Raw genomic sequence first — 22,052 nt, 5'->3', positions numbered from 1 at the left:
TTGGCTCAAGAAATATCGCCAGCGCGAATGACACGTTCGCGGCCATCCGCCAAGCGCAGGCGCAAGGCGCCGTCGGATTCCTCGAGCCCTGCGAAGGTGCCCGAGAGCACCGATCCATCGGTGTCGTGGACGGTGAGCGGCGCGCCCTGGGCATGGATCGACTGGTTAAGGAAGGCGTGTAGCGTCGCGCCGAGGCCATAGGTGCGCCACGCTTCCAGCCTGCGATCGAAGGCCGCGGCGAGGCTGGCGGCGAAATCCTCGAGCGGCGGCGGTGGCGCCACGTCGGCCAGAGCGGCGGTCCTGCGGCCCTCCACCTGCGGCGCGCGGGCGAGGTTCACCCCGATGCCGACGATGATGTGCCCGCGCACCATTTCGAGCAGGATGCCGGAAAGCTTGCCGCCATTCAGCAGCACGTCATTGGGCCACTTGAGGCCGAACGCTCCGGTGTCTCCCAAGGCGGCGGCGCAGGCATCGCGCACCGCCAGCGCGGCGACGAAGCTCAGCGAAGCAGGCGGCGGCCCGCCTTCGCCAAGCACCACGACGGTCGAGCCCATGAAATTGCCCGCCCCGTCGAACCATTCGCGCCCCTGCCGCCCGCGCCCGGCACTCTGACGGCGGGCGACCAGCCACGCACCTTCCGCCCAGCCCTCCCCGCTGCGCAGTGCGGCGGCAAGGTCGGCGTTGGTCGAGCCGGTCGCTTCGACGAAGGTGATCAAACCGAAACGATGAACAGCGCGGTCGCCGCCTTGCCCGCCAGCGCGCTCAGCGAGGGCGTCAGCAGGTAGCCCAGCGGCGAGATGATCGTTGCGGTGAGGAACAGCAGCATCCAGTGGCTCGCCTCGCTCTTGCCGGTGACGACCCCGACCGGTTCGTCGAAGAACATCACCTTGACGAACTTGATGTAGTAGAACGCCCCGATCACGCTCGCCGCGATGGCGATAGCGCCGAAGGCCACGAGCCCTGCCTCGATGGTCGCCTGGAACACCACGAACTTGGCATAGAAGCCTAGCAGCGGCGGGATGCCGGCGAGGCTGAACATGAAGATCAAAAGCGCCCAGGCGATGGCCGGGCGGGTGACCGAGAGGCCCCGGATGTCGGTGAAGGTCTCGTAGAGGTTGCCCTCCTCGTCGCGCAACATCAGCAGCGCGACGAAGCAGCCGATGCTCATGGCGACGTAGATGAAGAGGTAGACCAGCATCGCGCTCGCGCCATCGACATTGGCAACCGCAAGGCCCAGCAGGATGAAGCCGATATTGTTGATCGAGGAATAGGCGAGCAGGCGCTTAAGGTTCTCCTGACCGATCGCTCCGAGCGCGCCGAAGACAATCGACGCGAGCGCCATAAACATCACGATCTGCTGCCACGCGGCAACCTGACCGCCGAACACCTCGAACACCACGCGCGCGGTGAGGCCAACGGCGGCGACCTTGGGGGCAGTGGCGAAGAAGGCGGTGACGGGCGTGGGCGCGCCTTCGTAAACGTCCGGCGTCCACATGTGGAACGGCACGGCGCTGATCTTGAAGGCCAGCCCCGAGAGCACGAAGATCACCCCGAACAGCGCGCCGGTGCCCATTTCGCCGGTCAGGCCAGCGCGCACCGCCTCGAACGAGGTGCCGCCGGTGAAGCCGTAGAGCAGGCTCATGCCGTAGAGCAGGATGCCGCTCGCCAGCGCGCCGAGGACGAAATACTTGAGTCCCGCCTCACCCGAACGCGTGTCACGGCGCAAGATCGCGGCGAGGACGTAGGCCGAAAGGCTGTTCAGCTCGAGCCCGAGGTAAAGGCTCATGAAGTCGTTCGCCGAGACCATCAGGCTCATGCCGACGCTCGCGAACAGCACCAGCACCGGATATTCGGCCCGCATCCCCCGCTCGGTTCCGGCAGCGAGTCCCGCGAAGAAGGGCGGCGCGATGATCAGCGCGGCAATCGCGGAAAGGTAGATCAGCGCCTTAGCGAAGAGCGCATAGCTATCGACCTTGAGCAGGCCGCCGAAGGCCAGCGTCGCAGGACCGTCGGTGCCGAAGTGGAGGCCGGGAACGATTAGCAGCCCCGCCGCGAACAGCGCGGCCGCTGCGGCGATAGCGACCATGCGCGCAGCCTTGTCCCCGCCCCATGCGGCGACCAGCAGCAAGGCGAGCCCCGTGCCGGTCAGCACCAGTTCTGGCAGGACGAGCGCGAAAGAAGCGGCGAAATCCATCAGTGCGCGCCCTCCTTGGCGCCTTCGTGTTTCATGCCCTCATGCCCGGCGCCCTCACCCGCGCCATGATGCTCCAGCGCATTGGCGGCGGCAGTGCGCGGGGTGCCAGGGGCGAGGCGCGCGTCGCTCGCAGGTGCGGCGGCGGCGAGGCGGGCGTCGAGCGTGGCGATGTCTTTGCGCATCGGGGCGAGGAAGCTCTCGGGATAAACCCCCATCCACAGCACCGCGGCGGCGATGGGCGCCATCATCACCCACTCGCGCGCCGAAATGTCGGGCATGGCGGCGGCGTCTTCGTTGGCCTGCCCGCCGAAGGCCACGCGGCGATAGAGGTAGAGCATGTAGGCCGCGCCGAGGATGATCCCCGTGGTGCAGATCAACGCCACAGTGCTCGACGCCTGATAGACGCCTGCCAGCGACAGGAACTCACCCACGAAGCCGCTGGTGCCCGGCAGGCCGATGCTCGCCATGGTGAACAGCAGGAAGAACAGCGCATAGTACGGCATGTTGATCGCAAGGCCGCCGTAACGGGCGATCTCGCGGGTGTGGAGGCGGTCGTAGATCACGCCCACACACAGGAACAGCGCGCCCGAGACGAGGCCGTGACTGAGCATGACGATCATCGCCCCCTCGAGCCCCTGCACGTTGAAGGCGAACAGCCCCGCAGTGACGATCGCCATGTGCGCCACGGACGAATAGGCGATCAGCTTCTTCATGTCGGCCTGCACCAGCGCGACCAGCGAGGTGTAGACCACCGCAACCATCGACAGGGCGAAGACCAGCCAAGCGAACTGCGCGCTAGCCTCGGGGAACATCGGCAGGCTGAAGCGGATGAAGCCATAGCCGCCGAGCTTCAGCAGCACGCCCGCGAGGATCACCGAGCCCGCGGTCGGCGCCTGCACGTGCGCGTCGGGCAGCCAGGTGTGGAGCGGCCACATCGGGACCTTCACGGCGAAGCTCGCGAAGAAGGCAAGCCACAGCCAGGTCTGCGCCCCCTTCGGAAAGCCGTATTCCATCAGGGTCGGGATGTCCGAGGTGCCCGCCTCGGCCACCATCCAGAACATCGCGATCAGCATCAGCACCGAGCCGAGCAGCGTGTAGAGGAAGAACTTGTAGCTCGCGTAGATGCGATTGTCCCCGCCCCACACGCCGATGATGAGATACATCGGGATGAGGCCCGCCTCGAAGAAGACGTAGAACAGGAACAGGTCCTGCGCCGCGAAGGTGCCGATCATCAGCACTTCCATGAACAGGAAGGCCGCCATGTATTCGCCGACGCGCTTGGTGACCGAGTCCCAGCTCGCGAGGATGCAGACCGGCATCAGGAAGACGCTGAGCATGATCAGCATCAGCGCGATGCCGTCGATCCCAAGCTTGTATTCGAACCCGGCGAAGAGCTTTGCCTCCTCGGTGAACTGCCACTGGGCACCGCCGATGTCGTAATTGGCCCACAGGAGGATGCCGAGCACCAAGGTGACAAGCGTCGCCCCGAGCGCGATCCAGCGGGCGGCATTGGCGCCCGCGAACAGGCACAGCGCCGCGCCAGCCAGCGGCACGAGCATCATGATCGACAGGATGGGAAGGCCTTCCATTACGAAGCGCGCTCCTAAAGCAAAACGTAGGTGACAGCGGCGACCAGCCCGAGGAGCATGATCAGCGCATAGGTGTAGACGTAGCCCGACTGGATCGACTTGGCGGCGAGCGCGCTGCGCTGGACCACAGCAGCGATGCCGTTGGGGCCGAGGCGGTCGATCGTGCCGATATCGCCGAGTTGCCAGAAGGCGCGGCCGAAAGCGAAGGCGGGCTTCACGAACAGGGCGTCATAGAGCTCGTCGAAGTACCACTTGCGGTAGACGAAGTTGTGGAGGGCCCCGAAGGCGCTCACGAACCTGGCCGGGATATCGGGCTTGGCAATGTAGGCGACATACGCGCCTACGAGGCCGACCACCATTACCGCGGTCGCGGTCAGCTTCACCCACAGCGGCACGCCGTGCATCGCGTGGATCAGGTCCTCGTTGTAGAAGATCGACCCGTTCCAGAAGCTCGCGCCGTCGATGAACTGGTGGTGGAACACGAAGCCCGCGAAGACCGCGCCGAGGCTGAGGATGCCGAGCGGGATCAGCATCGAGGCCGGGCTTTCATGCGGGTGATAGCCCGCCGTGCCATCGCTCGGGGCGTGGTGATGGTCATCGTGGCCATGCCCGTGATCGTCGTGGACCGCGTGCTGGATGTGCTCCGACTGCTCCCACCGCGGCTTGCCCCAGAAGGTGAGGAACATCAGGCGCCACGAGTAGAAGCTCGTCAGCAGCGCAGCGATCGCGCCCGCCCAGAAGGCGAACTGCCCCGCCCCGTTGTGGCGCGCATAGGCCGCCTCGAGGATCGCATCCTTCGAGTAGAAGCCCGCGAAGCCGAACACGCCGAGGATACCCACGCCGGTGATCGCCAGCGTGCCCGCCATCATCGCCCAGAAGGTGAGCGGGATGTGCTTTCTGAGGCCACCATAGTAGCGCATGTCCTGCTCGTGGTGCATCGCGTGGATCACCGAGCCTGCGCCAAGGAACAGCAGTGCCTTGAAGAAGGCGTGGGTAAAGAGGTGGAACATCGCCGCCCCGTAGGCCCCGACGCCAGCGGCAAAGAACATGTAGCCCAGCTGCGAGCAGGTGGAATAGGCGATCACCCGCTTGATGTCCCACTGGGTCGTGCCGATCGTGGCGGCGAAGAAGCAGGTCGCCGCGCCGACGATGGTGACGATGGTGAGCGCGGTCGGCGCGGTCTCGAACATCGGCGAAAGGCGGCACACCATGAACACGCCCGCGGTCACCATGGTCGCGGCGTGGATCAGCGCGGAGACCGGGGTCGGGCCCTCCATCGCGTCAGGCAGCCAGGTGTGAAGGCCCAGCTGCGCGCTCTTGCCCATCGCGCCGATGAACAGGAGGATGCACAGGATGTCCATCGTGTAGAGGCGCATGCCGACGAATGTGATCGTCGATCCGCTCATGGCCGGAGCCGCCGCGAGGATCTCGGGGATCGAGGTGGTCTGGAACACCAGATAGGTGCCGAAGATGCCGAGCATGAAGCCCAGGTCGCCGACGCGGTTGACCACGAAGGCCTTGATCGCCGCCGCGCCCGCCGAAGGTTTCCGGAACCAGAACCCGATCAGCAGGTAGGAGGCAAGCCCCACCCCTTCCCATCCGAAGAACATCTGTACGAGGTTGTCCGCCGTCACCAGCATCAGCATCGCGAAGGTGAACAGCGATAGATAGGCGAAGAAGCGCGGCTGGTCCGGGTCTTCCTCCATGTACCCCCACGAATAGAGGTGCACGAGCGCCGAGACCGAGTTGATCACGACCAGCATGATCGCGGTCATGGTATCGACCCGCAGCGCCCAGTCGAAGGTCAGGCTACCGGACTGCACCCACTTCAGCACCGGCACCACTTCGGCGCTCGCGGTGCCCGAGAGGAAGCCGAGGAAGATCGGCCAGCTGAGGCCCGCCGCAAGGAACAGCCCGGCGGTGGTCACGCTCTTGGCGGCGACGTTGCCGATCATGCGGTTGCCGAGCCCCGCAATCAGGGCAGCGACCAGCGGCGCGAAAACGATGACGAGGATGGTGTTCACGGCCGCACGCTTTCAGCAGCTCGGCCGCCAGAGCATGCGCGCGGCACGGGGCAATCCGCCGACGTCAGAAGATCCCGGGGTGTCATCACGTTCCTATCCCAGTCATGCGATAAATCTTGGGCTCGTAAGGCTCGAGCCGGTCCAGCAGCCGCGATCCGGAGAGTTGCGGCTGCCGGGCGCTGCCCAGCGCTTCGGGCCGCGCGGCGCGTTCGATGCCGTCGAGCGAGACTGCGACGTCGGCAGCCTGCGAGCTCTCGTTCACGATGAACACATAGGCGTCGCCGCGGTACCGGCGCGCGATGGCGGAATGGGGCTGCGAACTCTCCACCCGCGCGCGAATGTCGGCTCCGGCCTTGAGCACGGGCGAGAGGGCGGTGATCTCGGCGGTGAGCGCCTTCAGCCCGGCAACGGCCGCAGGATCGGCGAACAGCGCGTCCTCACGGATTCGCTCGCCGTCCTCGCCAACGTGCCAGGGGAAGAAGATCAGGCCTTTCGCGCCGTTGATGATCTGCATCCAGGCCATGCTGCGCACCTCGGCCGGGGTTGGCGCGCGCCCGCCCTTGATCGCGGACACTTCGATGACGCCCCACTGCGCTTGACCACCGCCGGCCTTGGCGATGTAGGCGCGCAGATTGCGCGCACCCTGTGCGACCCGCTCGAGACCCGTGCCCTCGAGCACGGGGTAATGATCGAACGAGACAATGTCGGCAGACGCGATTGCCGCCGGGTAGTAATCGTCCGTCCTGCCGGCGCATGCTCCGCGACCGACCCAGTGGGGCTCGACGACGCCGCGACCGAAATTGCGCAGCACCGGCATGCCAGAGGACCGCGCGCGCAGCCGCGAACTCTCCGCGGCGAGCTCCTCGGGGCTGAGGCACGGCCCGAATGAGCCGTCCTCCTTCGCCTGGGCATTGTCGGGCTCGTCTTCCGCGACCATGAAGGGAACCGTCTCCCGGCTGCCCGCGAAGTTGACGAAATCGCTGATCCGCCCCCCCACGACCATGCCGAGCGAATCCATCCTGGCGAGGGTGTCCCGCGTCAGGGCGCCGTTCGCAGGCGCGATCATATTGATGCCGAGCTTCGCCCATTCCGGCGCGAGGCGGGGCGACTGGAAGTACACGCCGAGGGGGAAGAAGTCGGGCTGCGCGGCGAAGGGATCAACGGCCTGCGCCCCGGAAAGGCTCGCACCCGCGCGCTCGCCGGCCGCGTCATCGCAGCTGGCCAGAACGATCGCTGCCGAGACCGGCAGGACCGCACGCGTAAGGAGAGCCGCGCCGAGCACCCTCAGCCCTTCATCCGGTTGATATCGTCGACCGCGATCGAGCCGCGGGTGCGGAAATAGATCACCAGGATCGCAAGGCCGATCGCAGCCTCGGCCGCCGCGACGGTCAGCACCAGCATCGCAAAAACCTGACCCGTCAGGTCCTGCAGGAATGCACTGAAGGCGACGAGGTTAAGGTTCACCGCGAGCAGGATCAGCTCCACCGCCATCAGGATGACGATCACGTTCTTGCGGTTGAGGAATATCCCCAAGACGCCGAGTACGAACAGGATCGCGCCCACGACAAGGTAATGTTCGATCCCGATCACAGCTCGATCCCCTGGCCCACTTCGGGGCTCTTCATGACGGTGGCCTCTTCCGGACGGCGGCGGATCTGCTTGCCCACGTCCTGCCGCGCGCGGGCACCCGGCTTGGGCGGCTGGAAGGTCAGCACGATCGCGCCGATCATCGCGACCAGCAGGATGATCCCGGCGATCTCGAAGAGGATGATGTAGCGGCCATAGAGCAGCGCTCCGAGCGCCTCGATGTTGCTCGTGTCAGCAGCCTGCACCGCGGTGCCATCGGGCGTACCCAGCGTCACCCCGCCTGCATGATAGCCCAACACGGCCAGCACCAGTTCGACGAGCAGAACCGCGGCAATCGTCAGCCCCAGCGGCGCGTTGCGGGAAAAGCCTGCGCGCATCGCGGCGAAATCGATGTCGAGCATCATGACCACGAACAGGAACAGCACGGCCACGGCACCGACATAGACGATCACCAGCAGCATCGCGATGAACTCGGCGCCGAGCAGCACCATCAGGCCCGCCGCGTTGAAGAAGGCGAGGATCAGCCACAGCACCGAGTGCACGGGGTTCCGCGCCAGCACGACCATAAGCGCACTGGCGACCACGATGAACGCGAAGAAGTAGAAGGCGATGGCCTGTATCAGCATGATGCGTCTCCGCCGATCCGTCCCCCCGGCCCACTATAACAAAGTGGCGCGCGGGGTGCAGAAAGCGGCATTTGATCCCTTAGTCCAAGTGTGAGCCGCAGCAGAACGCCCCGGCCCGTTAACCCCATGTCCTCGTCGCCGCGCGCCCTAGCGGTAGGGGGCGTCGGCTTCAAGGTTGGCCGCGATGGCCCTTTCCCATTTGTCACCATTCGCGAGCAGCTTGGCCTTGTCGTACAAGAGCTCCTCGCGGGTTTCGGTCGAATATTCGAAGTTCGGCCCCTCCACGATCGCATCGACCGGGCAGGCTTCCTGACAGAAGCCGCAGAAGATGCACTTGGTCATGTCGATGTCGTATCGGGTGGTGCGGCGGCTGCCGTCTTCCCGAGGCTCGCTCTCGATGGTGATCGCCTGCGCGGGGCACACGGCCTCGCACAGCTTGCACGCGATGCAGCGTTCCTCGCCGTTGGGATAGCGCCGCAGCGCATGCTCGCCGCGGAAACGGGGCGAGAGCGGGGCCTTCTCGAAGGGGTAGTTGATCGTCACCTTGGGCTTGAAGAAATACTTCAGCGTCAAGGCATGCGCCTTGAGGAATTCCCAGAGGGTGAAGCTCTTGATGAGGTGGGAGACGGTCATTGTGAATCAGTTCCTGATTTCAAATCGCGATAGATCTTCAGAACCTCCTGAGCGTCGCTCCCTGAAAAAAGAAGGCAGCGGCCGTACCGCAAATCGGACCCATCGGCGTCGCTTAAATACCCCACCGTGGCTGGATAACTCTTCATGGCATCTGGTTCATTGAAATGCACAATCACCAAATGACCTGGTGAATCGGAGTCTGAATGCAGAGCAATCGACTCAGGCTCGACTCTAGCAATGTTTACAGCATCGCCGGCCAAAACCCGCGAAGGGTCATGGATTTCCATGAACTGTTTGCCTGACCGGACCACCCCACCGGGGAAGTAGAATGCCACACGATCTGAGGTCTTAAGGTCAAGGGATCCCTTTTTTGCAAAGTTGCAATGGATCATGACCTCTTGCTTCAACTCGGGAGGCAAGGCTGCCGAAAGACTTCCGGCCAGCAGCGCCACGGGGAAGAGTGCGTATCTCAGAAGAGCCATCATCCGAAATGCCCCGTCGCCATCAGATACCCGCTGGTCACCGCGACGAACAGCAGGCTCATCGGCAGGAACACCTTCCACCCGAGCCGCATCAGCTGGTCGTAGCGGTAACGCGGCACGGTCGCCCAGATCCAGCTGAACATGAAGAAGAACACGAAGGTCTTGAGCAGGAACCAGATGATCCCCGGCACCATGTAGAGCACCGGAATGTCGAGCGGCGGCAGCCACCCGCCCCAGAACAGCAGCGTGTTGAGCGAGCACATCAGCAGGATGTTCGCATACTCGCCGAGCCAGAACAGCGCGAAGCTCATCGAGGAATATTCGGTCTGGTAGCCCGCGACGAGTTCGCTCTCGGCCTCGGTGAGGTCGAAGGGCGCGCGCGCGGTCTCGGCCAGCGCCGAGATGAAGAACACCACCCACATCGGGAACAGCAGCGGGTGCACCGCATAGGCGTTGATCAGCCCCAACCCGAAGCCCTGCTGCGCGTTCACGATCCCCGAGAGGTTGAAGGTGCCGGCGAACAGCACGACGCACACCAGCACGAAGCCGATCGAGACCTCGTAGGAGATCATCTGCGCCGAGGCGCGCATCGCCGAGAAGAACGGGTATTTGGAGTTCGACGCCCACCCGCTCATCACGACGCCGTAAACCCCCATCGAGGAGATCGCGAGGATGTAGAGCAGGCCCACATTGATGTCCGACAGCACCACGCCCGCGTCGAAGGGGATCACCGCCCAGGCCGCGAGCGCGACGGTGAAGGTGATGATCGGCGCGATCAGGAAGATGCCCTTGTTCGCGGCGCTCGGGATGATGGTTTCCTGCAGGAAGACCTTGAGGCCGTCCGCGAAGGATTGCAGCAGGCCGAACGGCCCGACCACGTTCGGCCCGCGCCGCAGCATGATCGCGCCCAGCACCTTGCGGTCGACATAGATCACCATGGCGACGCTGAACATGACGAGCAGCGAGATGATCAGGATCCCCGCAAGCGTCGCGACGGTCCACGCCCATTCGAAGGGCAGGCCGAGGGATTGGAAGAAGGCGGTCATTCCGCAGCCTCCTTAACGTCAGCCCCGTGGAGCAGTTCGTCCGAGCAGCGCTGCATCACCTCGCTCGCGCGGGCGATGGGGTTGGTGAGGTAGAAGTCCTTGATCGGATAGCCCCCGATTTCGCCCTCGAACTTGGCGCCGCTGTCCGCCTTGGGAAGCGCGCCGTAATCGGCGAGGCCCTCTTCGCCCAGCGCGGGGACGGCGGCGATCATCTTGGCCTGAAGCGCCGCGAAGCTGTCGAAGCCGACGAACACGTCAAGCGCATCGGCGAGCGCGCGCAGGATCGTCCAGTCCTCGCGCGCATCGCCGGGGGCGAAGACCGCTTTCTCGGCAAACTGCACGCGGCCCTCGGTATTGACGTAGGTCCCGTCCTTTTCGGCATAGGACGCGCCCGGCAGCACGATGTCGGCGTGATGCGCGCCCTTGTCGCCGTGGTGGCCGATATAGACCTTGAGGCTCCCCGCGTAGGGCGCATAGTCCATCTCGTCCGCACCGAGGCTGAGCAGAACCTTCGGCGAAGCGGCGGCGATGTCGCCCATCCCGCCGGGCAGCGTGAAGCCGAGCATCAGCGAAGCCATCCGCGCCGCCGAGATGTGGAGGACGTTGAAGCCGTTCCACCCGTCCCGAACCAGGCCGAACTTGTCGACCAGCTTGAGCGCCGAAGGAAGCGCACCCTTGGCGAGCGCCGCCGGGCCGACGATCACCGCCGGACGCTTCGCCGACTTCATGACGTCACCCAGCTCCTTGGGGATGCGGTTCAGCAGCTTGAGATCGCTGCCGAGGAAGGTCGCCGGATAGGTCGGGTCCCATTCGGGGCCGATGATATAGACCTTCGCCCCCGCCTTCACCGCCTTGCGCAGACGGACATTGAGCAGCGCGGCTTCCCAGCGGACATTGCTGCCGACGATCAGGATCGCATCGGCGGTCTCGATGCCTGCAAAGGTGCTGTTGAAGTTCACCGCCGCGAGGTTCGACACGTCATAGGTCATGCCGGTCTGGCGCGCCTCGGTGAGGTTTGACCCGCAGGCGTTGACCAAAGCCTTGGCGGCAAACATCGTCTCGGCATCGAGCAGGTCGCCTGCGACCGCCGCGATGCTCGCCTTGTCGCCTTCGAGCGCGGAGGCGATCATGCCGAAGGCCTCGGTCCAATCGGCCGGTTGCAACCGGACATCGCGGCGCACCCACACGCGGTCCAAGCGGCGCTTGGTCAGCCCGTCGACCTGATAGCGGCCCTTGTCCGACAGCCACTCCTCGTTGACGTCGTCATTCACCCGCGGCAGCGCGCGCATGACTTCGCGGCCCTTGGAGTGGAGCGTGATGTTGGCGCCCACCGCGTCCGAAACGTCGATCGAGAGGGTCTTCTTGAGCTCCCACGGCCGCGCCTCGAAGGCATAGGGGCGGCTGGTCAGCGCGCCGACCGGGCACAGGTCGATGACGTTCGCCGACAATTCATGCGCCGCCGCCTGCTCCAGATAGGTGGTGATCTGCATATCCTCGCCGCGATAGAGCGCGCCGATTTCGTCCACGCCCGCGATCTCTTCGGAGAAGCGCACGCAGCGGGTGCAATGGATGCAGCGGGTCATGATCGTCTTGATCAGAGGGCCCATGTACTTCTCGGTCACCGCGCGCTTGTTCTCGTGATAGCGCGAGCCGCCGCGGCCATAGGCGACCGCCTGATCCTGCAGATCGCACTCGCCGCCCTGATCGCAGATCGGGCAATCGAGCGGGTGGTTGATGAGCAGGAACTCCATCACCCCCTCGCGGGCCTTCTTGACCATCGGGCTGTCGGTGCGGATTTCCTGACCCTCGGCAGCGGGCAGCGCGCAGGAGGCCTGCGGCTTGGGCGGCCCGGGCTTCACCTCGACCAGACACATGCGGCAATTGCCCGCGATGGAGAGGCGCTCGTGATAGCAGAAGCGCGGGATTTCCTTGCCCGCCAGCTCGCACGCCTGCAGCACAGTCGCGCCCGCCGGGACCTCGATTTCCTGACCGTCTACGGTGACTTTAGGCATTGGGCTTCCACAGTTCATAAAGTGAGAAGGTTGCGGCAATGGCCTCGAATTGATCATCGGGGACGTCGTGGGACTTGCCGTACAGCTGTGTATCTCGCTTCAGAGCTGCCGCGTAGCCGCCGCACTTGCCTTCGATACGCCCCTCCAGCTTCTCCCAGCGGGGCATCGATGTCGGCTTCAGCTTCTTCTTATTAACGATTGCGCTTGCCATGCTCTTCATGAAATCTTGCTCGCCAGTGCCTTTCGCCACCTCATGAGCGCACTTTGCCCATGCAACGGCATTCGGCGAGGTGGGGACGCAAGCGAGCGCAGGGCTCGCCAGAGCTCCTGAAAGTATGGAGATGGCGGCAAGGGCTCTCACTCCGCCGCCTCCGCGAACTTCGCATTGTGCTCATGAATCCGCCGCTCCAGCTCCGGCCGGAAGTGGCGGATGAGGCCCTGGATCGGCCAAGCGGCGGCATCGCCCAGTGCGCAGATGGTGTGGCCTTCGACCTGCTTGGTGACTTCCTGCAGCATGTCGATTTCCTCGATCGCCGCGTCACCCGTGCGCAGGCGCTCCATCATGCGCCACATCCAGCCCGTGCCCTCGCGGCAGGGGGTGCACTGGCCGCAGCTTTCGTGCTTGTAGAAGTAGGAGAGGCGGCTGATCGCGCGGACGATGTCGGTCGACTTGTCCATGACGATGACCGCCGCCGTGCCGAGGCCCGAGCCCAGTTCCTTGAGCCCGTCGAAATCCATCGGCGCGTTGCGGATCTGCGCGGCAGGCACCAGCGGCACCGACGAGCCGCCCGGGATGACCGCCAGCAGATTGTCCCACCCGCCGCGGATGCCGCCGCAGTGCTTCTCGATCAGCTCCTCGAAGGGGATGCTCATCGCTTCCTCGACGACGCAGGGCTTCTCGACGTGGCCGCTGATCTGGAACAGCTTCGTGCCCTTGTTGTTCTCGCGCCCGAAGCTCGAGAACCACGAGGCCCCGCGCCGCAGGATCGTCGGCGCGACCGCGATGCTCTCGACGTTGTTCACCGTCGTCGGGCAGCCATAGAGGCCTGCGCCCGCCGGGAAGGGGGGCTTGAGGCGCGGCTGGCCCTTCTTGCCTTCGAGGCTTTCGATCATCGCGGTCTCTTCGCCGCAGATGTATGCGCCCGCGCCGCGGTGCATGAAGACGTCGAAATCATAGCCCGAACCGCAGGCGTTCTTGCCGATCAGCCCGGCGTCATAGGCCTCGGAGATCGCCTTCTGCAGCGTCTCGGCCTCGCGGATATATTCGCCGCGGATGTAGATATAGGCCGCGCGCGCCCGCATCGCGTAGCCCGCGACCAGCGCGCCTTCGACCAGCTTGTGCGGATCGTGGCGGATGATCTCGCGGTCCTTGCACGAGCCGGGCTCGCTCTCGTCGGCATTGATGACGAGGAAGCTCGGCCGCCCGTCACGCGATTCCTTGGGCATGAAGGACCACTTGAGCCCCGTGGGGAAGCCCGCCCCGCCCCGCCCGCGCAGGCCGGATGCCTTGATCTCCTCGATGATCGCATCCTGCCCGCGCGCGAGCAGCGCCTTGGTGTCGTCCCAATCCCCGCGCGCCTGCGCGGCCTTGAGGCTCCAGTCCTGGAACCCGTAGAGGTTGGTGAAGATGCGGTCCTTGTCAGCCAGCATTGCGCATTGTCCAGTTACGCCAGAGTTTCCACGCCACCATCGTCACCAACCCAGCCCCGAGTGCGATGCGCCAAAGCGGTGCGGGGCCGTCCTCGCCAATCCCGGCCAGAAGCCCGGCGGTAAAAAGGGCAAAGAGGCCGATGACGATATGAAACATGATTATCGAGAATTTCTCCCCGGCATCGCGCCGGTCCCACGGGATCGGCGGCCCCCGCTCGGCGAGCGCGCGCTCATCACGCGGTTGCACGGCGATGCTGAGCGCGAGGCAGGCGACGGCGGAAAAAAGCGAGGCGAGGTTCGCGCTGTCTTTGTCCACCAGCACAAGCAACGCCATGCCAGCCAGCCAGAACGCGCAGGACAAGATATGCCGGTAAGAAAGGGTCATGGCTACGTCCCCTCCCCGCTCTGCGCCTTGGCGCGCCGGATGCGTGCCAGCGAAATCGTCTGGAACACGAGGCCGAGCCCCATGATGATGACCCCCAGTTCAAGCGGCCCGGTCGCGGTCAGCACCGCGCCCAGCGCAAAGCCGGTGAGGCCGAGGATCGCGAGGAGGAGCGTCAGCGGGTTCATCCGAAAGTCCCCGACTGCCACATGCCGATCAGCACCACGCCGATCAGCAGCACCACGCCCACGCGCACCAGCCCCATCAGCACCTTGAAGGCGATGAAGGCGAGCACGAGCGCGACGAGGATGGAGACGACGGTGGTCATTGGCCGCTGCCCCGCCCCTGCCAGATACGCGCCGCTGCGGTAAAGCCGCCGAACAGGAAGGCGAGGATCGCCCACACGACCCAGCCATCACCCTGCACGAGCTTGACGAAGGCCACGGCCAGGAAGATCAGGCCGAGGACGCCGCCGCCCTGTTCGATCTTCTTTTCCATCACCATTCGCCCCGGTAATCGTGATTGGCATCGACCATCGCGGTCAGCGTGGTCGGCCCGCCCGAAGGCTCGGAGGTGTGGCGGCCCGGCTCCTGCGTGCCGGTCTTGGGCTGCTGGCCCGCGGCGAGCGCATCGAGCACCGCGTCGAGGCGTTCGGGCGTCAGGTCCTCGTAATTGTCGTCGTTGATCTGGACCATCGGCGCGGTGGCGCAATTGCCCATGCATTCGACCTCGGTGAGGGTCCACAATCCGTCCGCTGAGACCCCGCCCTTCACCATCCCGCGCTTCTTGCAGGCGGCCATGATGTCGTCCGAGCCGCGCAGCATGCAGGGCGTGGTGCCGCACACCTGCACGTGGAATTTGCCGACGGGCTTCAGGTTGTACATGAAGTAGAAGCTGGCGACCTCGAGCACGCGGATCACCGGCATGTCGAGATATTTGGCGACATATTCGATCACCGGCAGCGGCAGCCACCCTTGCGTATCGGTCTCCGCCCCGACCTGCCGCTGGGCGAGATCGAGCAGCGGCATCACCGCGCTGCGCTGACGCCCCTCGGGATACTTGGCGATATGCCAGTCGGCGGTTGTCTTGTTCTCCGGCGTCCACGCAAAGCCGCCCCAGCGAGCGCGCAGTTCGGGGGTGTCGGGAGCGGGGGTACGGTCAGCCATTAGCGGATGAACTCCACGCGAGAGCACTTGTCGCCCTCGAAGGAATAGACAGCGATCACATCGAAGGGGTCGACCAGCGGGGAGCCATCGGTGGCGGGGCCGCGCGTCACGTGTTCGCGCATCAGCACGTAATTGCCGATAGCCTGCGCATCGATGATTTCAGCCCGGTTCTGCGGCCAGCGCGCGAACGCAGTGGCGAGGCCTGCGCGGGTGCCTTCCTTGCCTTCGCGCACGACGTCGCCGCGATAATTGGCTTCGCAGGCATCGTCGGTCATGAACGCGACATAGGCATCGACGTCCTGCGCGTTGTAGGCGTCGATCATCGCCTTGGCGGTGTCGATTCTAGGATTACTGCTCATTGGTAAGCACTGCCTTGTCGCCGCTCTTCACGACCACATCCTTGCCAAAATCGTAGACCACGACTTTCGATTCATCAGCAGCGCGGCGAACCATAAAATGCTTGGTTACTGAATGTATCGTTTTCTGATCATCCACGAGACATATAAAATAAACTCTCACGACTTTATTCGGAGAAGATGCAGTACCAGAAATCAACCTAACTGTAGGCGAGAACTTACACTCAGCAATTTCATTACGAAATTCTCCGAAAGTTATCGTCTCTTTGTCAGGCACAATCCGTTGGCGCCATGTGCCGTCAAACGGCCCCCCCTTGAAATTAGGTCCTATCCCGTTCAACTGTGTGATATTGCCCGGAGCAAGCGCCTCCGCATCTTCCCAGCGCCCTTTTTCCAGCGCAGCGACAAAGGCGTCAACCGGATCCCCGCGGTCGGTTTCCGCGACAACCGGTGCTGCAAGACTGAGCAGGACTGCGAGAAGAGCCAACCTCACCGGTCGCACTCCCCAAACACCACGTCGATTGCGCCCAGAATGGCGGTCGCGTCGGGGAGCATGTGGCCCTTGGACATGAAGTCCATCGCCTGCAGGTGCGAGAAGGCCGTCGGGCGGATCTTGCAGCGATAGGGCTTGTTGGTGCCGTCGCTTACGAGGTAGACGCCGAATTCGCCCTTGGGGCTTTCGGTCGCCACATAAACCTCGCCCGCAGGCACGTGGAAGCCTTCGGTGTAGAGCTTGAAGTGGTGGATCAGCGCTTCCATCGACTGCTTCATCTCGCCGCGCTTGGGCGGGACCACCTTGGTGTCGGTGGAGGCAATCGGCCCGCCCGGCATGTCGCGCAGGCACTGGCGCATGATCTTCGCGCTCTCGTAGACTTCCTTCACGCGCACCATGAAGCGGTCGTAGCAGTCGGAGTTGGTGCCGACCGGGATGTCGAACTCCATGCGGTCATACACGTCATAGGGCTGGCTCTTGCGCAGGTCCCACGGCAGACCCGCGGCACGGATCATCGGGCCACTGAAGCCCCAGGCAATCGCGTCCTCGCGGCTGACGACGGCGATGTCGACGTTGCGCTGCTTGAAGATGCGGTTGTCCATGACGAGGCTCATCGCGTCCTCGAACAGCTGGAAGAAGCGGTTGTCGAGCCAGTCACCGATATCGACCAGCAGCTTCTCCGGCACGTCCTGATGGACGCCGCCCGGGCGGAACCATGCGGAGTGCATCCGCGCGCCGCTCGCCCGCTCGAAGAAGTTGAGGCAATCCTCGCGCAGGTCCATGATCCACAGGTTCGGCGTGAATGCGCCGACATCGAGGATGTGCGCGCCCATGTTGAGCATGTGGTTGCAGATGCGAGTCAGCTCGGCGAACAGCACGCGCAGATATTGCGCGCGCAGCGGCACTTCGAGGTTCAGCAGCTTCTCGATCGCGAGCACATAGGAGTGCTCCATCGCCAGCGGCGAGCAATAGTCGAGCCGGTCGAAATAGGGCAGCGCCTGGAGATAGGTCTTCTGCTCGATCAGCTTCTCTGTGCCGCGGTGGAGCAGGCCCACGTGCGGATCGATCCGCTCGATCACCTCGCCGTCCAGCTCCATCACCATGCGCAGCACGCCGTGCGCGGCCGGGTGCTGGGGGCCGAAGTTGATGGTGTAGTTGGTGATGACCTCGCCCTCGGTGGTGGGCGACTGTTCCTGGGTGATGCTCATCGTCCACCCTCCTTCGAGGTGGGATCGGGGGCGCCGGGGGCACCCTTGCCGCTGTCCTTCTCCGCCGGATTGGGCGGGGATACCGGTTTCGCGGCGGCCTTGTCCGCATCCTTGCCTGCGCCGGTCTCGGACGTCTTCTCGGTGGTCTTGACCTCGGTGACGGTCGGCGCGCCGCGGGACTTCTCGTCACCCGGCAGCACGTAGTCCGCGCCTTCCCACGGGCTGAGAAAATCGAAGGTCCGCATTTCCTGCGCCAGCACGACCGGCTCGTACACCACGCGCTTTTCCTCCTCGGAATAGCGCAGTTCGGTATAGCCCGTCATCGGGAAGTCCTTGCGGAACGGGTGCCCCTCGAAGCCGTAATCGGTGAGGATGCGGCGAAGGTCGGGGTTCCCGGCGAAGGTCACGCCGTACATGTCGAACACCTCGCGCTCGAGCCACCCGGCATTGGGCCACAGCGTGGTGACAGTCGGCACCGGCGTGTCCTCGCTGGCCGAGCACTTCACCATCAAGCGGTGGTTCTTGGTGAGGCTCTGGAGCATGTAGACGACCTCGAAGCGCTCGGGCCGCGAGGGGTAGTCTACGCCCGCGATTTCCATGAGCTGCTGGTAGGCGTGATCGTCACGCAGGATGCGCAGAACCTTTTCAATGGCATCGCGCTCGACGCGAAAAATCACCTCGCCGTGGGCTTCATGCGCCTCGATCAGCCAGACCGAGATGGTCTCGCTGACGGCGTCGATCACGCCCTCGTTGGAAGCGAAGCGCGGTGCGGAATGCAGAACGGCCATGCGCCCTTACCTCTCGATCGTGCCGACGCGGCGGATCTTCCGCTGCAATTGCATCACGCCATAGAGCAGCGCCTCGGCGGTCGGCGGGCAGCCGGGGACGTAGATGTCGACCGGCACGATGCGGTCGCAGCCGCGCACCACCGAGTAGCTGTAATGGTAATAGCCGCCGCCATTGGCGCAGCTGCCCATGCTGATCACATACTTGGGGTCCGACATCTGGTCGTAGACCTTGCGCAGCGCCGGAGCCATCTTGTTGCACAGCGTACCGGCGACGATCATCACATCCGACTGGCGCGGAGAGGCGCGCGGGGCGGCGCCAAAGCGCTCCATGTCGTAGCGCGGCATGTTGACGTGGATCATCTCGACCGCGCAGCAGGCAAGGCCGAAGGTCATCCACCACAGCGAGCCGGTGCGCGCCCACTGGAACAGCTCCTCGGTCGAGGTGACGAGGAAGCCCTTGTCGGTGACCTCGGTCTGAAGCGCGTCGAAGAAGCTCGCGTCAGGCGCGCGGACCTCGCCGCCTTGCGCGGTGGTCAGCTTCGAAATGTCGGGGAGCCCTTGGGGAGGAGAAACGATGTTATTCATTCCCAGTCCAAAGCCCCTTTCTTCCATTCATAGGCAAGCCCCACCGCGAGGATGAACAGGAACACCATCATGCCGGTCCACCCGATCCAGCCCGTCTCGCCGAGGCTCACCGCCCAGGGGAACAGGAAGGCGGCCTCGAGATCGAAGACGATGAAGCTGATCGCGACGAGGTAGAAGCGCACGTCGAACTGGCTGCGCGCGTCTTCGAAGGCGGGAAAGCCGCACTCGTATTCGGACAGCTTTTCCGCATCGGGCTTGTGCACGCCGGTGAGGCGCGACACCGCCATCGGGGCCACGACGAAAAGCACCGACAGCCCGAGGGCAACCAGCACGAATAACAGTATCGGCAGATACTGGCTGAGGTCGATCACGACGATGTCCAAGCAGTTAATCCCGTCGGTCGCCCTAGGCCTGTCGCGCGCACCGCGCAAGCCTGCGACTCGGGGAAAACCCCTTAAGGGAGTTGCAGGAAATCGAACAGTCGTTGCGGCGCGTTGTCCGCGTCAGGGCGCGCCCAGCGGGAGGCGGCGGATCACCGTGGGCAGCGGCTCCTGTCCCTCGCGCAAGGCACCCTTGTCGTAGCGGTCCCATTGCCCGGTCGCGACATAGTAGAGCGCGCCGTCGGCAATGCTCCCGCCGAGCGGCTCGGTCCAGTCGGGATGAGCCTGTTCGAGGATGCGGTGGCCGGTGATGCGGGTGCCGTCGTCCGACAGGCGGAAGGCGCTGATGCGCATCGGACTGGTGCCGTTCTGGACCGCGACGAGCTCGCCCTCGTGGAGCCACAGCCCGTCGATACCGTCGAGCGCGGCGGTCACATCGCTGGCAAGGCGGCTCGCCTTGCCGTTGGAGAGGTCGATCACGGCAAGGCCATAGCCGTAATCGCTGAGGTAGAGCCGCTTTCCATCCGCGCTGACCGCCAGTCCCTGCGGCGAGCGGAAGGTGCCGGGGGCGGCCAGCGCTTCGAGCGCTTTTGCACCGGGGCGCGCACGGTAGATGCCGCCGCCCTGCGGATCGCTGGCATAGACCGTCCCGTCCGGCCCGACCGCGAGGTCGGAGACGACCACGCCTTCGGGGGCTGCGACCAGCAGCAGGTCGTTCATGTCGCCGGTCAGACCGATCAGTCCGGAGAAGCTTCCCGGAACCGGCGCGGACCGGTCGACATTGGACGAGGCCACCCAGCCCAGACTTCCGTCGGGTGCAGACGCGAGGCCCGACAGGGCCTGCGCCCCGGGGACCGGGACCGCGATCCATTCGCTCATGGCGGCAAGGGCAAACAGGCTGCGCCCGGACACCGAGCTTGCGAGGGCCCCGTCCCCGCCCGGGGTCACGATGACACTCTCGATCAGCCCCGCCTCGGCCGGAAGCGTGCTGAACACCGCGCTGCCTCCGATGACAAGCGGCACGCCAGCGACCGCATCGCGGGCGGCCTGCGCATGCACGGGGCCGATCAGTTCGGGAATCCTCGCCTTGGCCCGCTCGCTGAACGCATGGCCCCGCGCCGCGAGCCAGCGCAGGCTGGCGAGCGCCGCCTCGCCCCCGCCCGCCGCAAGCTGCGCATTCAGCAGCCGCAGCCGCACGCTGACGCTGTCGGGAAAGTCACGGGCCAGCTGCTCGAGCCCCGCCACATCCGCGATCTGACCGGTCGCCGTATCGACCGCGCGCCATGCGGGCAGAGCCTCGGCTCCGAGCGGAGCCGCCAGCACCAGCGCCAGCGCGGCCGCAAGCGCCCTCATCTCATCATCCGCGCCGCTGCCGCCTCGGTCGCCTTGCCATAGGGGGGCTTCAACCCGCCGAGCTTGGCGATGTCGATCTTGGGCTGGTGATAGACCGCGCGGGCATGGCTGAACTCGCGAAAACCCTCGATGGCGTGGTAGCTCCCCATGCCCGAGGGTCCGACCCCGCCGAAGGGCAGGTCCTCCATCGAGACGTGGAACACCACGTCATTGGTCGTCACCCCGCCCGAGATGGTGCGGGTCAGCACCCGCTCCTGCTCGCCCTTGTCCTCGCCGAAATAGTAGAGGCCGAGCGGGCGGTCGTGCTCGTTGATGTAGTCGACCGCCTGGTCGATCGACTTGTAGGTCATCACCGGCAGGACGGGGCCGAAGATTTCCTCCTGCATCACGGTCATGCCGTCATTGACCCCGCGCAGCACGGTGAGCGGCATCTTGCGCTGGTTGGCGTTGGCGAAATCCTCGCCCGCCGGGTTGACCTCGATCACCTCTGCGCCCTTGGCCTTGGCATCCTCGACAAGGCCCTGCAACCGCTCGAAATGGCGATCGGAGACAATCGAGGCATAGTCGTCATTATCGAGCACGCGCGGATACATCGCCGCCGCCGCACCGGTGACCCCCGCGACCGCCTCGTCGGCCTTGTCCTCGGGCACCATCAGGTAATCGGGCGCAAGGCAGATCTGCCCTGCGTTCATCATCTTGCCGATGGCGATGCGCTCGCCCGCCTTGGCGAAGTCGGCGCTGCGGCCCATGACAACGGGCGACTTGCCACCAAGTTCGAGCGTCACCGGCACGAGGTTCGCTGCCGCGGCCTGCATGACCCGGCGGCCCGTCGCGGTCGATCCGGTGAAGACGAGGTGATCGAAGGGCAGCGAGGAGAACGCCGCGGCCACTTCCGGCCCGCCGGTGATCACAGCGACTTCTTCGGGCTGGAAATATTGCGCGGTGAGCTCGGCCATCAATTCGCTGGTGCGCTCGGTGAATTCGGACGGCTTGATCATCGCCCGGTTGCCCGCGGCGAGCACCTGCATCAGCGGACCGAAAGCAAGCTGCACAGGGAAGTTCCACGGCGAGAGAATGCCGATCACCCCCTTGGGTTCATAGCGAACTTCGGCCTTCGCACCCATCAGGCTGAGCGGGAACTGCACCTTGCGCTTTTCCGGCCTGGCCCAGCCATCGAGGTGCTTGAGCGCATGATTGCCCGCGCCCACGGTCGCGGCGATGTCGGTCAGCATCGACTGGTGATGCGAGCGACTGCCGAAATCGGCGCTCATCGCCTTGGCGAATGCCTCGCCATGCTCCTTCACCAGCGCCATCGCGCGGCGGATGCGGTCCTTGCGCTGGCTGAGCGGCTCGGGGCGCGAGGCGGTGAAGGCGGCGCGCTGGCGTGCCAGCAGGGCTTCAAGTTCAGCGCGGCGGTCGTCGGCCATGTCGTTCTCCCGTTCGGACATATGCGTTTTGATTTGCGACGCGTTGTTGCGGAATACGTGTGCGAGCGCAA

The 22,052-nt window shown here is 65.0% G+C and carries 26 protein-coding genes; all 26 read right to left on the bottom strand.

Annotation, left to right across the window (positions count from 1 at the left end; translation table 11 throughout):
* Positions 1-5: 5 nt before the first annotated feature.
* The 26 genes from AX708_RS16560 to AX708_RS16450 all read right to left on the bottom strand — a co-directional run bounded on the left by AX708_RS16560 (position 6) and on the right by AX708_RS16450 (position 21,981).
* A complete protein-coding gene (locus AX708_RS16560; RefSeq protein WP_066527596.1) occupies positions 6-716 on the bottom strand; it encodes a biotin--[acetyl-CoA-carboxylase] ligase in 711 nt (236 codons plus the stop codon).
* Positions 713-2,194, bottom strand: a complete 1,482-nt coding sequence (gene nuoN / locus AX708_RS16555; RefSeq protein WP_067490452.1) for an NADH-quinone oxidoreductase subunit NuoN — start codon at positions 2,192-2,194, stop codon at positions 713-715. Before nuoN ends, AX708_RS16560 begins: the two co-directional genes overlap by 4 nt.
* The gene (locus tag AX708_RS16550; RefSeq protein ID WP_066527587.1) at positions 2,194-3,783 is read right to left on the bottom strand and encodes an NADH-quinone oxidoreductase subunit M; all 1,590 of its coding nucleotides are present in this window, start codon (positions 3,781-3,783) and stop codon (positions 2,194-2,196) included. Before AX708_RS16550 ends, nuoN begins: the two co-directional genes overlap by 1 nt.
* 14 nt (positions 3,784-3,797) lie before the next feature.
* Positions 3,798-5,807, bottom strand: coding sequence for an NADH-quinone oxidoreductase subunit L (gene nuoL / locus AX708_RS16545; RefSeq protein ID WP_066527585.1), 2,010 nt, complete (start codon positions 5,805-5,807; stop codon positions 3,798-3,800).
* 85 nt (positions 5,808-5,892) lie between these two features.
* Positions 5,893-7,089: a hypothetical protein gene (locus tag AX708_RS16540; RefSeq protein WP_066527584.1), complete on the bottom strand. Its 1,197-nt coding sequence runs from the start codon at positions 7,087-7,089 to the stop codon at positions 5,893-5,895.
* 2 nt (positions 7,090-7,091) lie between these two features.
* A complete protein-coding gene (nuoK, locus tag AX708_RS16535; protein WP_066527581.1) occupies positions 7,092-7,397 on the bottom strand; it encodes an NADH-quinone oxidoreductase subunit NuoK in 306 nt (101 codons plus the stop codon).
* Complete coding sequence (locus AX708_RS16530) at positions 7,394-8,017, bottom strand: NADH-quinone oxidoreductase subunit J (RefSeq protein WP_066527637.1); 624 nt, start codon at positions 8,015-8,017, stop codon at positions 7,394-7,396. The genes nuoK and AX708_RS16530 overlap by 4 nt, the downstream gene beginning before the upstream one ends.
* 150 nt (positions 8,018-8,167) lie before the next feature.
* Complete coding sequence (nuoI, locus tag AX708_RS16525; RefSeq protein ID WP_066527576.1) at positions 8,168-8,653, bottom strand: NADH-quinone oxidoreductase subunit NuoI; 486 nt, start codon at positions 8,651-8,653, stop codon at positions 8,168-8,170.
* Positions 8,650-9,138: a hypothetical protein gene (locus tag AX708_RS20615; RefSeq protein ID WP_066527574.1), complete on the bottom strand. Its 489-nt coding sequence runs from the start codon at positions 9,136-9,138 to the stop codon at positions 8,650-8,652. Before AX708_RS20615 ends, nuoI begins: the two co-directional genes overlap by 4 nt.
* Positions 9,135-10,181, bottom strand: coding sequence for an NADH-quinone oxidoreductase subunit NuoH (gene nuoH, locus AX708_RS16520; RefSeq protein WP_066527573.1), 1,047 nt, complete (start codon positions 10,179-10,181; stop codon positions 9,135-9,137). The genes AX708_RS20615 and nuoH overlap by 4 nt, the downstream gene beginning before the upstream one ends.
* Positions 10,178-12,193, bottom strand: a complete 2,016-nt coding sequence (gene nuoG / locus AX708_RS16515) for an NADH-quinone oxidoreductase subunit NuoG (protein ID WP_067490451.1) — start codon at positions 12,191-12,193, stop codon at positions 10,178-10,180. Before nuoG ends, nuoH begins: the two co-directional genes overlap by 4 nt.
* A complete protein-coding gene (locus AX708_RS16510) occupies positions 12,186-12,443 on the bottom strand; it encodes a hypothetical protein (protein ID WP_066532999.1) in 258 nt (85 codons plus the stop codon). The genes nuoG and AX708_RS16510 overlap by 8 nt, the downstream gene beginning before the upstream one ends.
* A 107-nt stretch (positions 12,444-12,550) precedes the next feature.
* Positions 12,551-13,843 (bottom strand): NADH-quinone oxidoreductase subunit NuoF, encoded by a 1,293-nt coding sequence (gene nuoF, locus AX708_RS16505; protein WP_066533004.1) that lies wholly within the window; start codon positions 13,841-13,843, stop codon positions 12,551-12,553.
* A complete protein-coding gene (locus AX708_RS16500) occupies positions 13,833-14,228 on the bottom strand; it encodes a hypothetical protein (RefSeq protein WP_066533007.1) in 396 nt (131 codons plus the stop codon). The genes nuoF and AX708_RS16500 overlap by 11 nt, the downstream gene beginning before the upstream one ends.
* A gap of 2 nt (positions 14,229-14,230) precedes the next feature.
* Complete coding sequence (locus AX708_RS16495) at positions 14,231-14,413, bottom strand: hypothetical protein (RefSeq protein WP_066533009.1); 183 nt, start codon at positions 14,411-14,413, stop codon at positions 14,231-14,233.
* Positions 14,410-14,553, bottom strand: coding sequence for a hypothetical protein (locus AX708_RS20970; RefSeq protein WP_197426292.1), 144 nt, complete (start codon positions 14,551-14,553; stop codon positions 14,410-14,412). The genes AX708_RS16495 and AX708_RS20970 overlap by 4 nt, the downstream gene beginning before the upstream one ends.
* Entirely contained in the window at positions 14,550-14,723 is a 174-nt protein-coding gene (locus AX708_RS16490) for a hypothetical protein (RefSeq protein ID WP_197426293.1), read from the bottom strand. Before AX708_RS16490 ends, AX708_RS20970 begins: the two co-directional genes overlap by 4 nt.
* Entirely contained in the window at positions 14,723-15,391 is a 669-nt protein-coding gene (gene nuoE, locus AX708_RS16485) for an NADH-quinone oxidoreductase subunit NuoE (RefSeq protein ID WP_066533011.1), read from the bottom strand. The genes AX708_RS16490 and nuoE overlap by 1 nt, the downstream gene beginning before the upstream one ends.
* Positions 15,391-15,750 carry a nuclear transport factor 2 family protein gene (locus tag AX708_RS16480; protein ID WP_066533012.1) on the bottom strand — a complete coding sequence of 120 codons (360 nt, stop codon included), beginning with the start codon at positions 15,748-15,750 and terminating at the stop codon, positions 15,391-15,393. The genes nuoE and AX708_RS16480 overlap by 1 nt, the downstream gene beginning before the upstream one ends.
* Positions 15,740-16,240: a hypothetical protein gene (locus AX708_RS20610; protein ID WP_156443518.1), complete on the bottom strand. Its 501-nt coding sequence runs from the start codon at positions 16,238-16,240 to the stop codon at positions 15,740-15,742. The genes AX708_RS16480 and AX708_RS20610 overlap by 11 nt, the downstream gene beginning before the upstream one ends.
* A complete protein-coding gene (locus AX708_RS16475; protein WP_066533013.1) occupies positions 16,237-17,448 on the bottom strand; it encodes an NADH-quinone oxidoreductase subunit D in 1,212 nt (403 codons plus the stop codon). Before AX708_RS16475 ends, AX708_RS20610 begins: the two co-directional genes overlap by 4 nt.
* A complete protein-coding gene (locus AX708_RS16470) occupies positions 17,445-18,236 on the bottom strand; it encodes an NADH-quinone oxidoreductase subunit C (protein ID WP_066533014.1) in 792 nt (263 codons plus the stop codon). The genes AX708_RS16475 and AX708_RS16470 overlap by 4 nt, the downstream gene beginning before the upstream one ends.
* 6 nt (positions 18,237-18,242) lie before the next feature.
* Positions 18,243-18,821 carry an NADH-quinone oxidoreductase subunit B family protein gene (locus AX708_RS16465; RefSeq protein WP_066533016.1) on the bottom strand — a complete coding sequence of 193 codons (579 nt, stop codon included), beginning with the start codon at positions 18,819-18,821 and terminating at the stop codon, positions 18,243-18,245.
* Positions 18,818-19,192 carry an NADH-quinone oxidoreductase subunit A gene (locus AX708_RS16460; protein ID WP_066533098.1) on the bottom strand — a complete coding sequence of 125 codons (375 nt, stop codon included), beginning with the start codon at positions 19,190-19,192 and terminating at the stop codon, positions 18,818-18,820. The genes AX708_RS16465 and AX708_RS16460 overlap by 4 nt, the downstream gene beginning before the upstream one ends.
* 132 nt (positions 19,193-19,324) lie before the next feature.
* Complete coding sequence (locus tag AX708_RS16455) at positions 19,325-20,554, bottom strand: hypothetical protein (protein WP_066533018.1); 1,230 nt, start codon at positions 20,552-20,554, stop codon at positions 19,325-19,327.
* Complete coding sequence (locus AX708_RS16450; protein WP_066533099.1) at positions 20,551-21,981, bottom strand: coniferyl aldehyde dehydrogenase; 1,431 nt, start codon at positions 21,979-21,981, stop codon at positions 20,551-20,553. The genes AX708_RS16455 and AX708_RS16450 overlap by 4 nt, the downstream gene beginning before the upstream one ends.
* Between the last annotated feature and the right edge of the window lie 71 nt (positions 21,982-22,052).

The sequence above is a fragment of the Erythrobacter sp. CCH5-A1 genome, from assembly GCF_001557115.1.
Lineage (GTDB): Bacteria > Pseudomonadota > Alphaproteobacteria > Sphingomonadales > Sphingomonadaceae > Erythrobacter.
This window is presented reverse-complemented; position numbering and strand designations above follow the sequence as displayed.

Bases quoted from the DNA above. Each gene is read 5' to 3' on its own strand.
- AX708_RS16550 (WP_066527587.1), bottom strand. From the start codon at position 3,783: ATGGAAGGCCTTCCCATCCTGTCGATCATGATGCTCGTGCCGCTGGCT.
- AX708_RS16500 (WP_066533007.1), bottom strand. From the start codon at position 14,228: ATGACCCTTTCTTACCGGCATATCTTGTCCTGCGCGTTCTGGCTGGCT.
- nuoF (WP_066533004.1), bottom strand. From the start codon at position 13,843: ATGCTGGCTGACAAGGACCGCATCTTCACCAACCTCTACGGGTTCCAG.
- AX708_RS16490 (WP_197426293.1), bottom strand. From the start codon at position 14,723: ATGGAAAAGAAGATCGAACAGGGCGGCGGCGTCCTCGGCCTGATCTTC.
- AX708_RS20970 (WP_197426292.1), bottom strand. From the start codon at position 14,553: ATGACCACCGTCGTCTCCATCCTCGTCGCGCTCGTGCTCGCCTTCATC.
- nuoN (WP_067490452.1), bottom strand. From the start codon at position 2,194: ATGGATTTCGCCGCTTCTTTCGCGCTCGTCCTGCCAGAACTGGTGCTG.
- nuoE (WP_066533011.1), bottom strand. From the start codon at position 15,391: ATGGCTGACCGTACCCCCGCTCCCGACACCCCCGAACTGCGCGCTCGC.
- AX708_RS16480 (WP_066533012.1), bottom strand. From the start codon at position 15,750: ATGAGCAGTAATCCTAGAATCGACACCGCCAAGGCGATGATCGACGCC.
- nuoG (WP_067490451.1), bottom strand. From the start codon at position 12,193: ATGCCTAAAGTCACCGTAGACGGTCAGGAAATCGAGGTCCCGGCGGGC.
- nuoH (WP_066527573.1), bottom strand. From the start codon at position 10,181: ATGACCGCCTTCTTCCAATCCCTCGGCCTGCCCTTCGAATGGGCGTGG.
- AX708_RS16495 (WP_066533009.1), bottom strand. From the start codon at position 14,413: ATGAACCCGCTGACGCTCCTCCTCGCGATCCTCGGCCTCACCGGCTTT.
- nuoI (WP_066527576.1), bottom strand. From the start codon at position 8,653: ATGACCGTCTCCCACCTCATCAAGAGCTTCACCCTCTGGGAATTCCTC.
- AX708_RS16455 (WP_066533018.1), bottom strand. From the start codon at position 20,554: ATGAGGGCGCTTGCGGCCGCGCTGGCGCTGGTGCTGGCGGCTCCGCTC.
- AX708_RS16450 (WP_066533099.1), bottom strand. From the start codon at position 21,981: ATGGCCGACGACCGCCGCGCTGAACTTGAAGCCCTGCTGGCACGCCAG.
- AX708_RS16465 (WP_066533016.1), bottom strand. From the start codon at position 18,821: ATGAATAACATCGTTTCTCCTCCCCAAGGGCTCCCCGACATTTCGAAG.
- AX708_RS20615 (WP_066527574.1), bottom strand. From the start codon at position 9,138: ATGATGGCTCTTCTGAGATACGCACTCTTCCCCGTGGCGCTGCTGGCC.
- AX708_RS16470 (WP_066533014.1), bottom strand. From the start codon at position 18,236: ATGGCCGTTCTGCATTCCGCACCGCGCTTCGCTTCCAACGAGGGCGTG.
- AX708_RS16475 (WP_066533013.1), bottom strand. From the start codon at position 17,448: ATGAGCATCACCCAGGAACAGTCGCCCACCACCGAGGGCGAGGTCATC.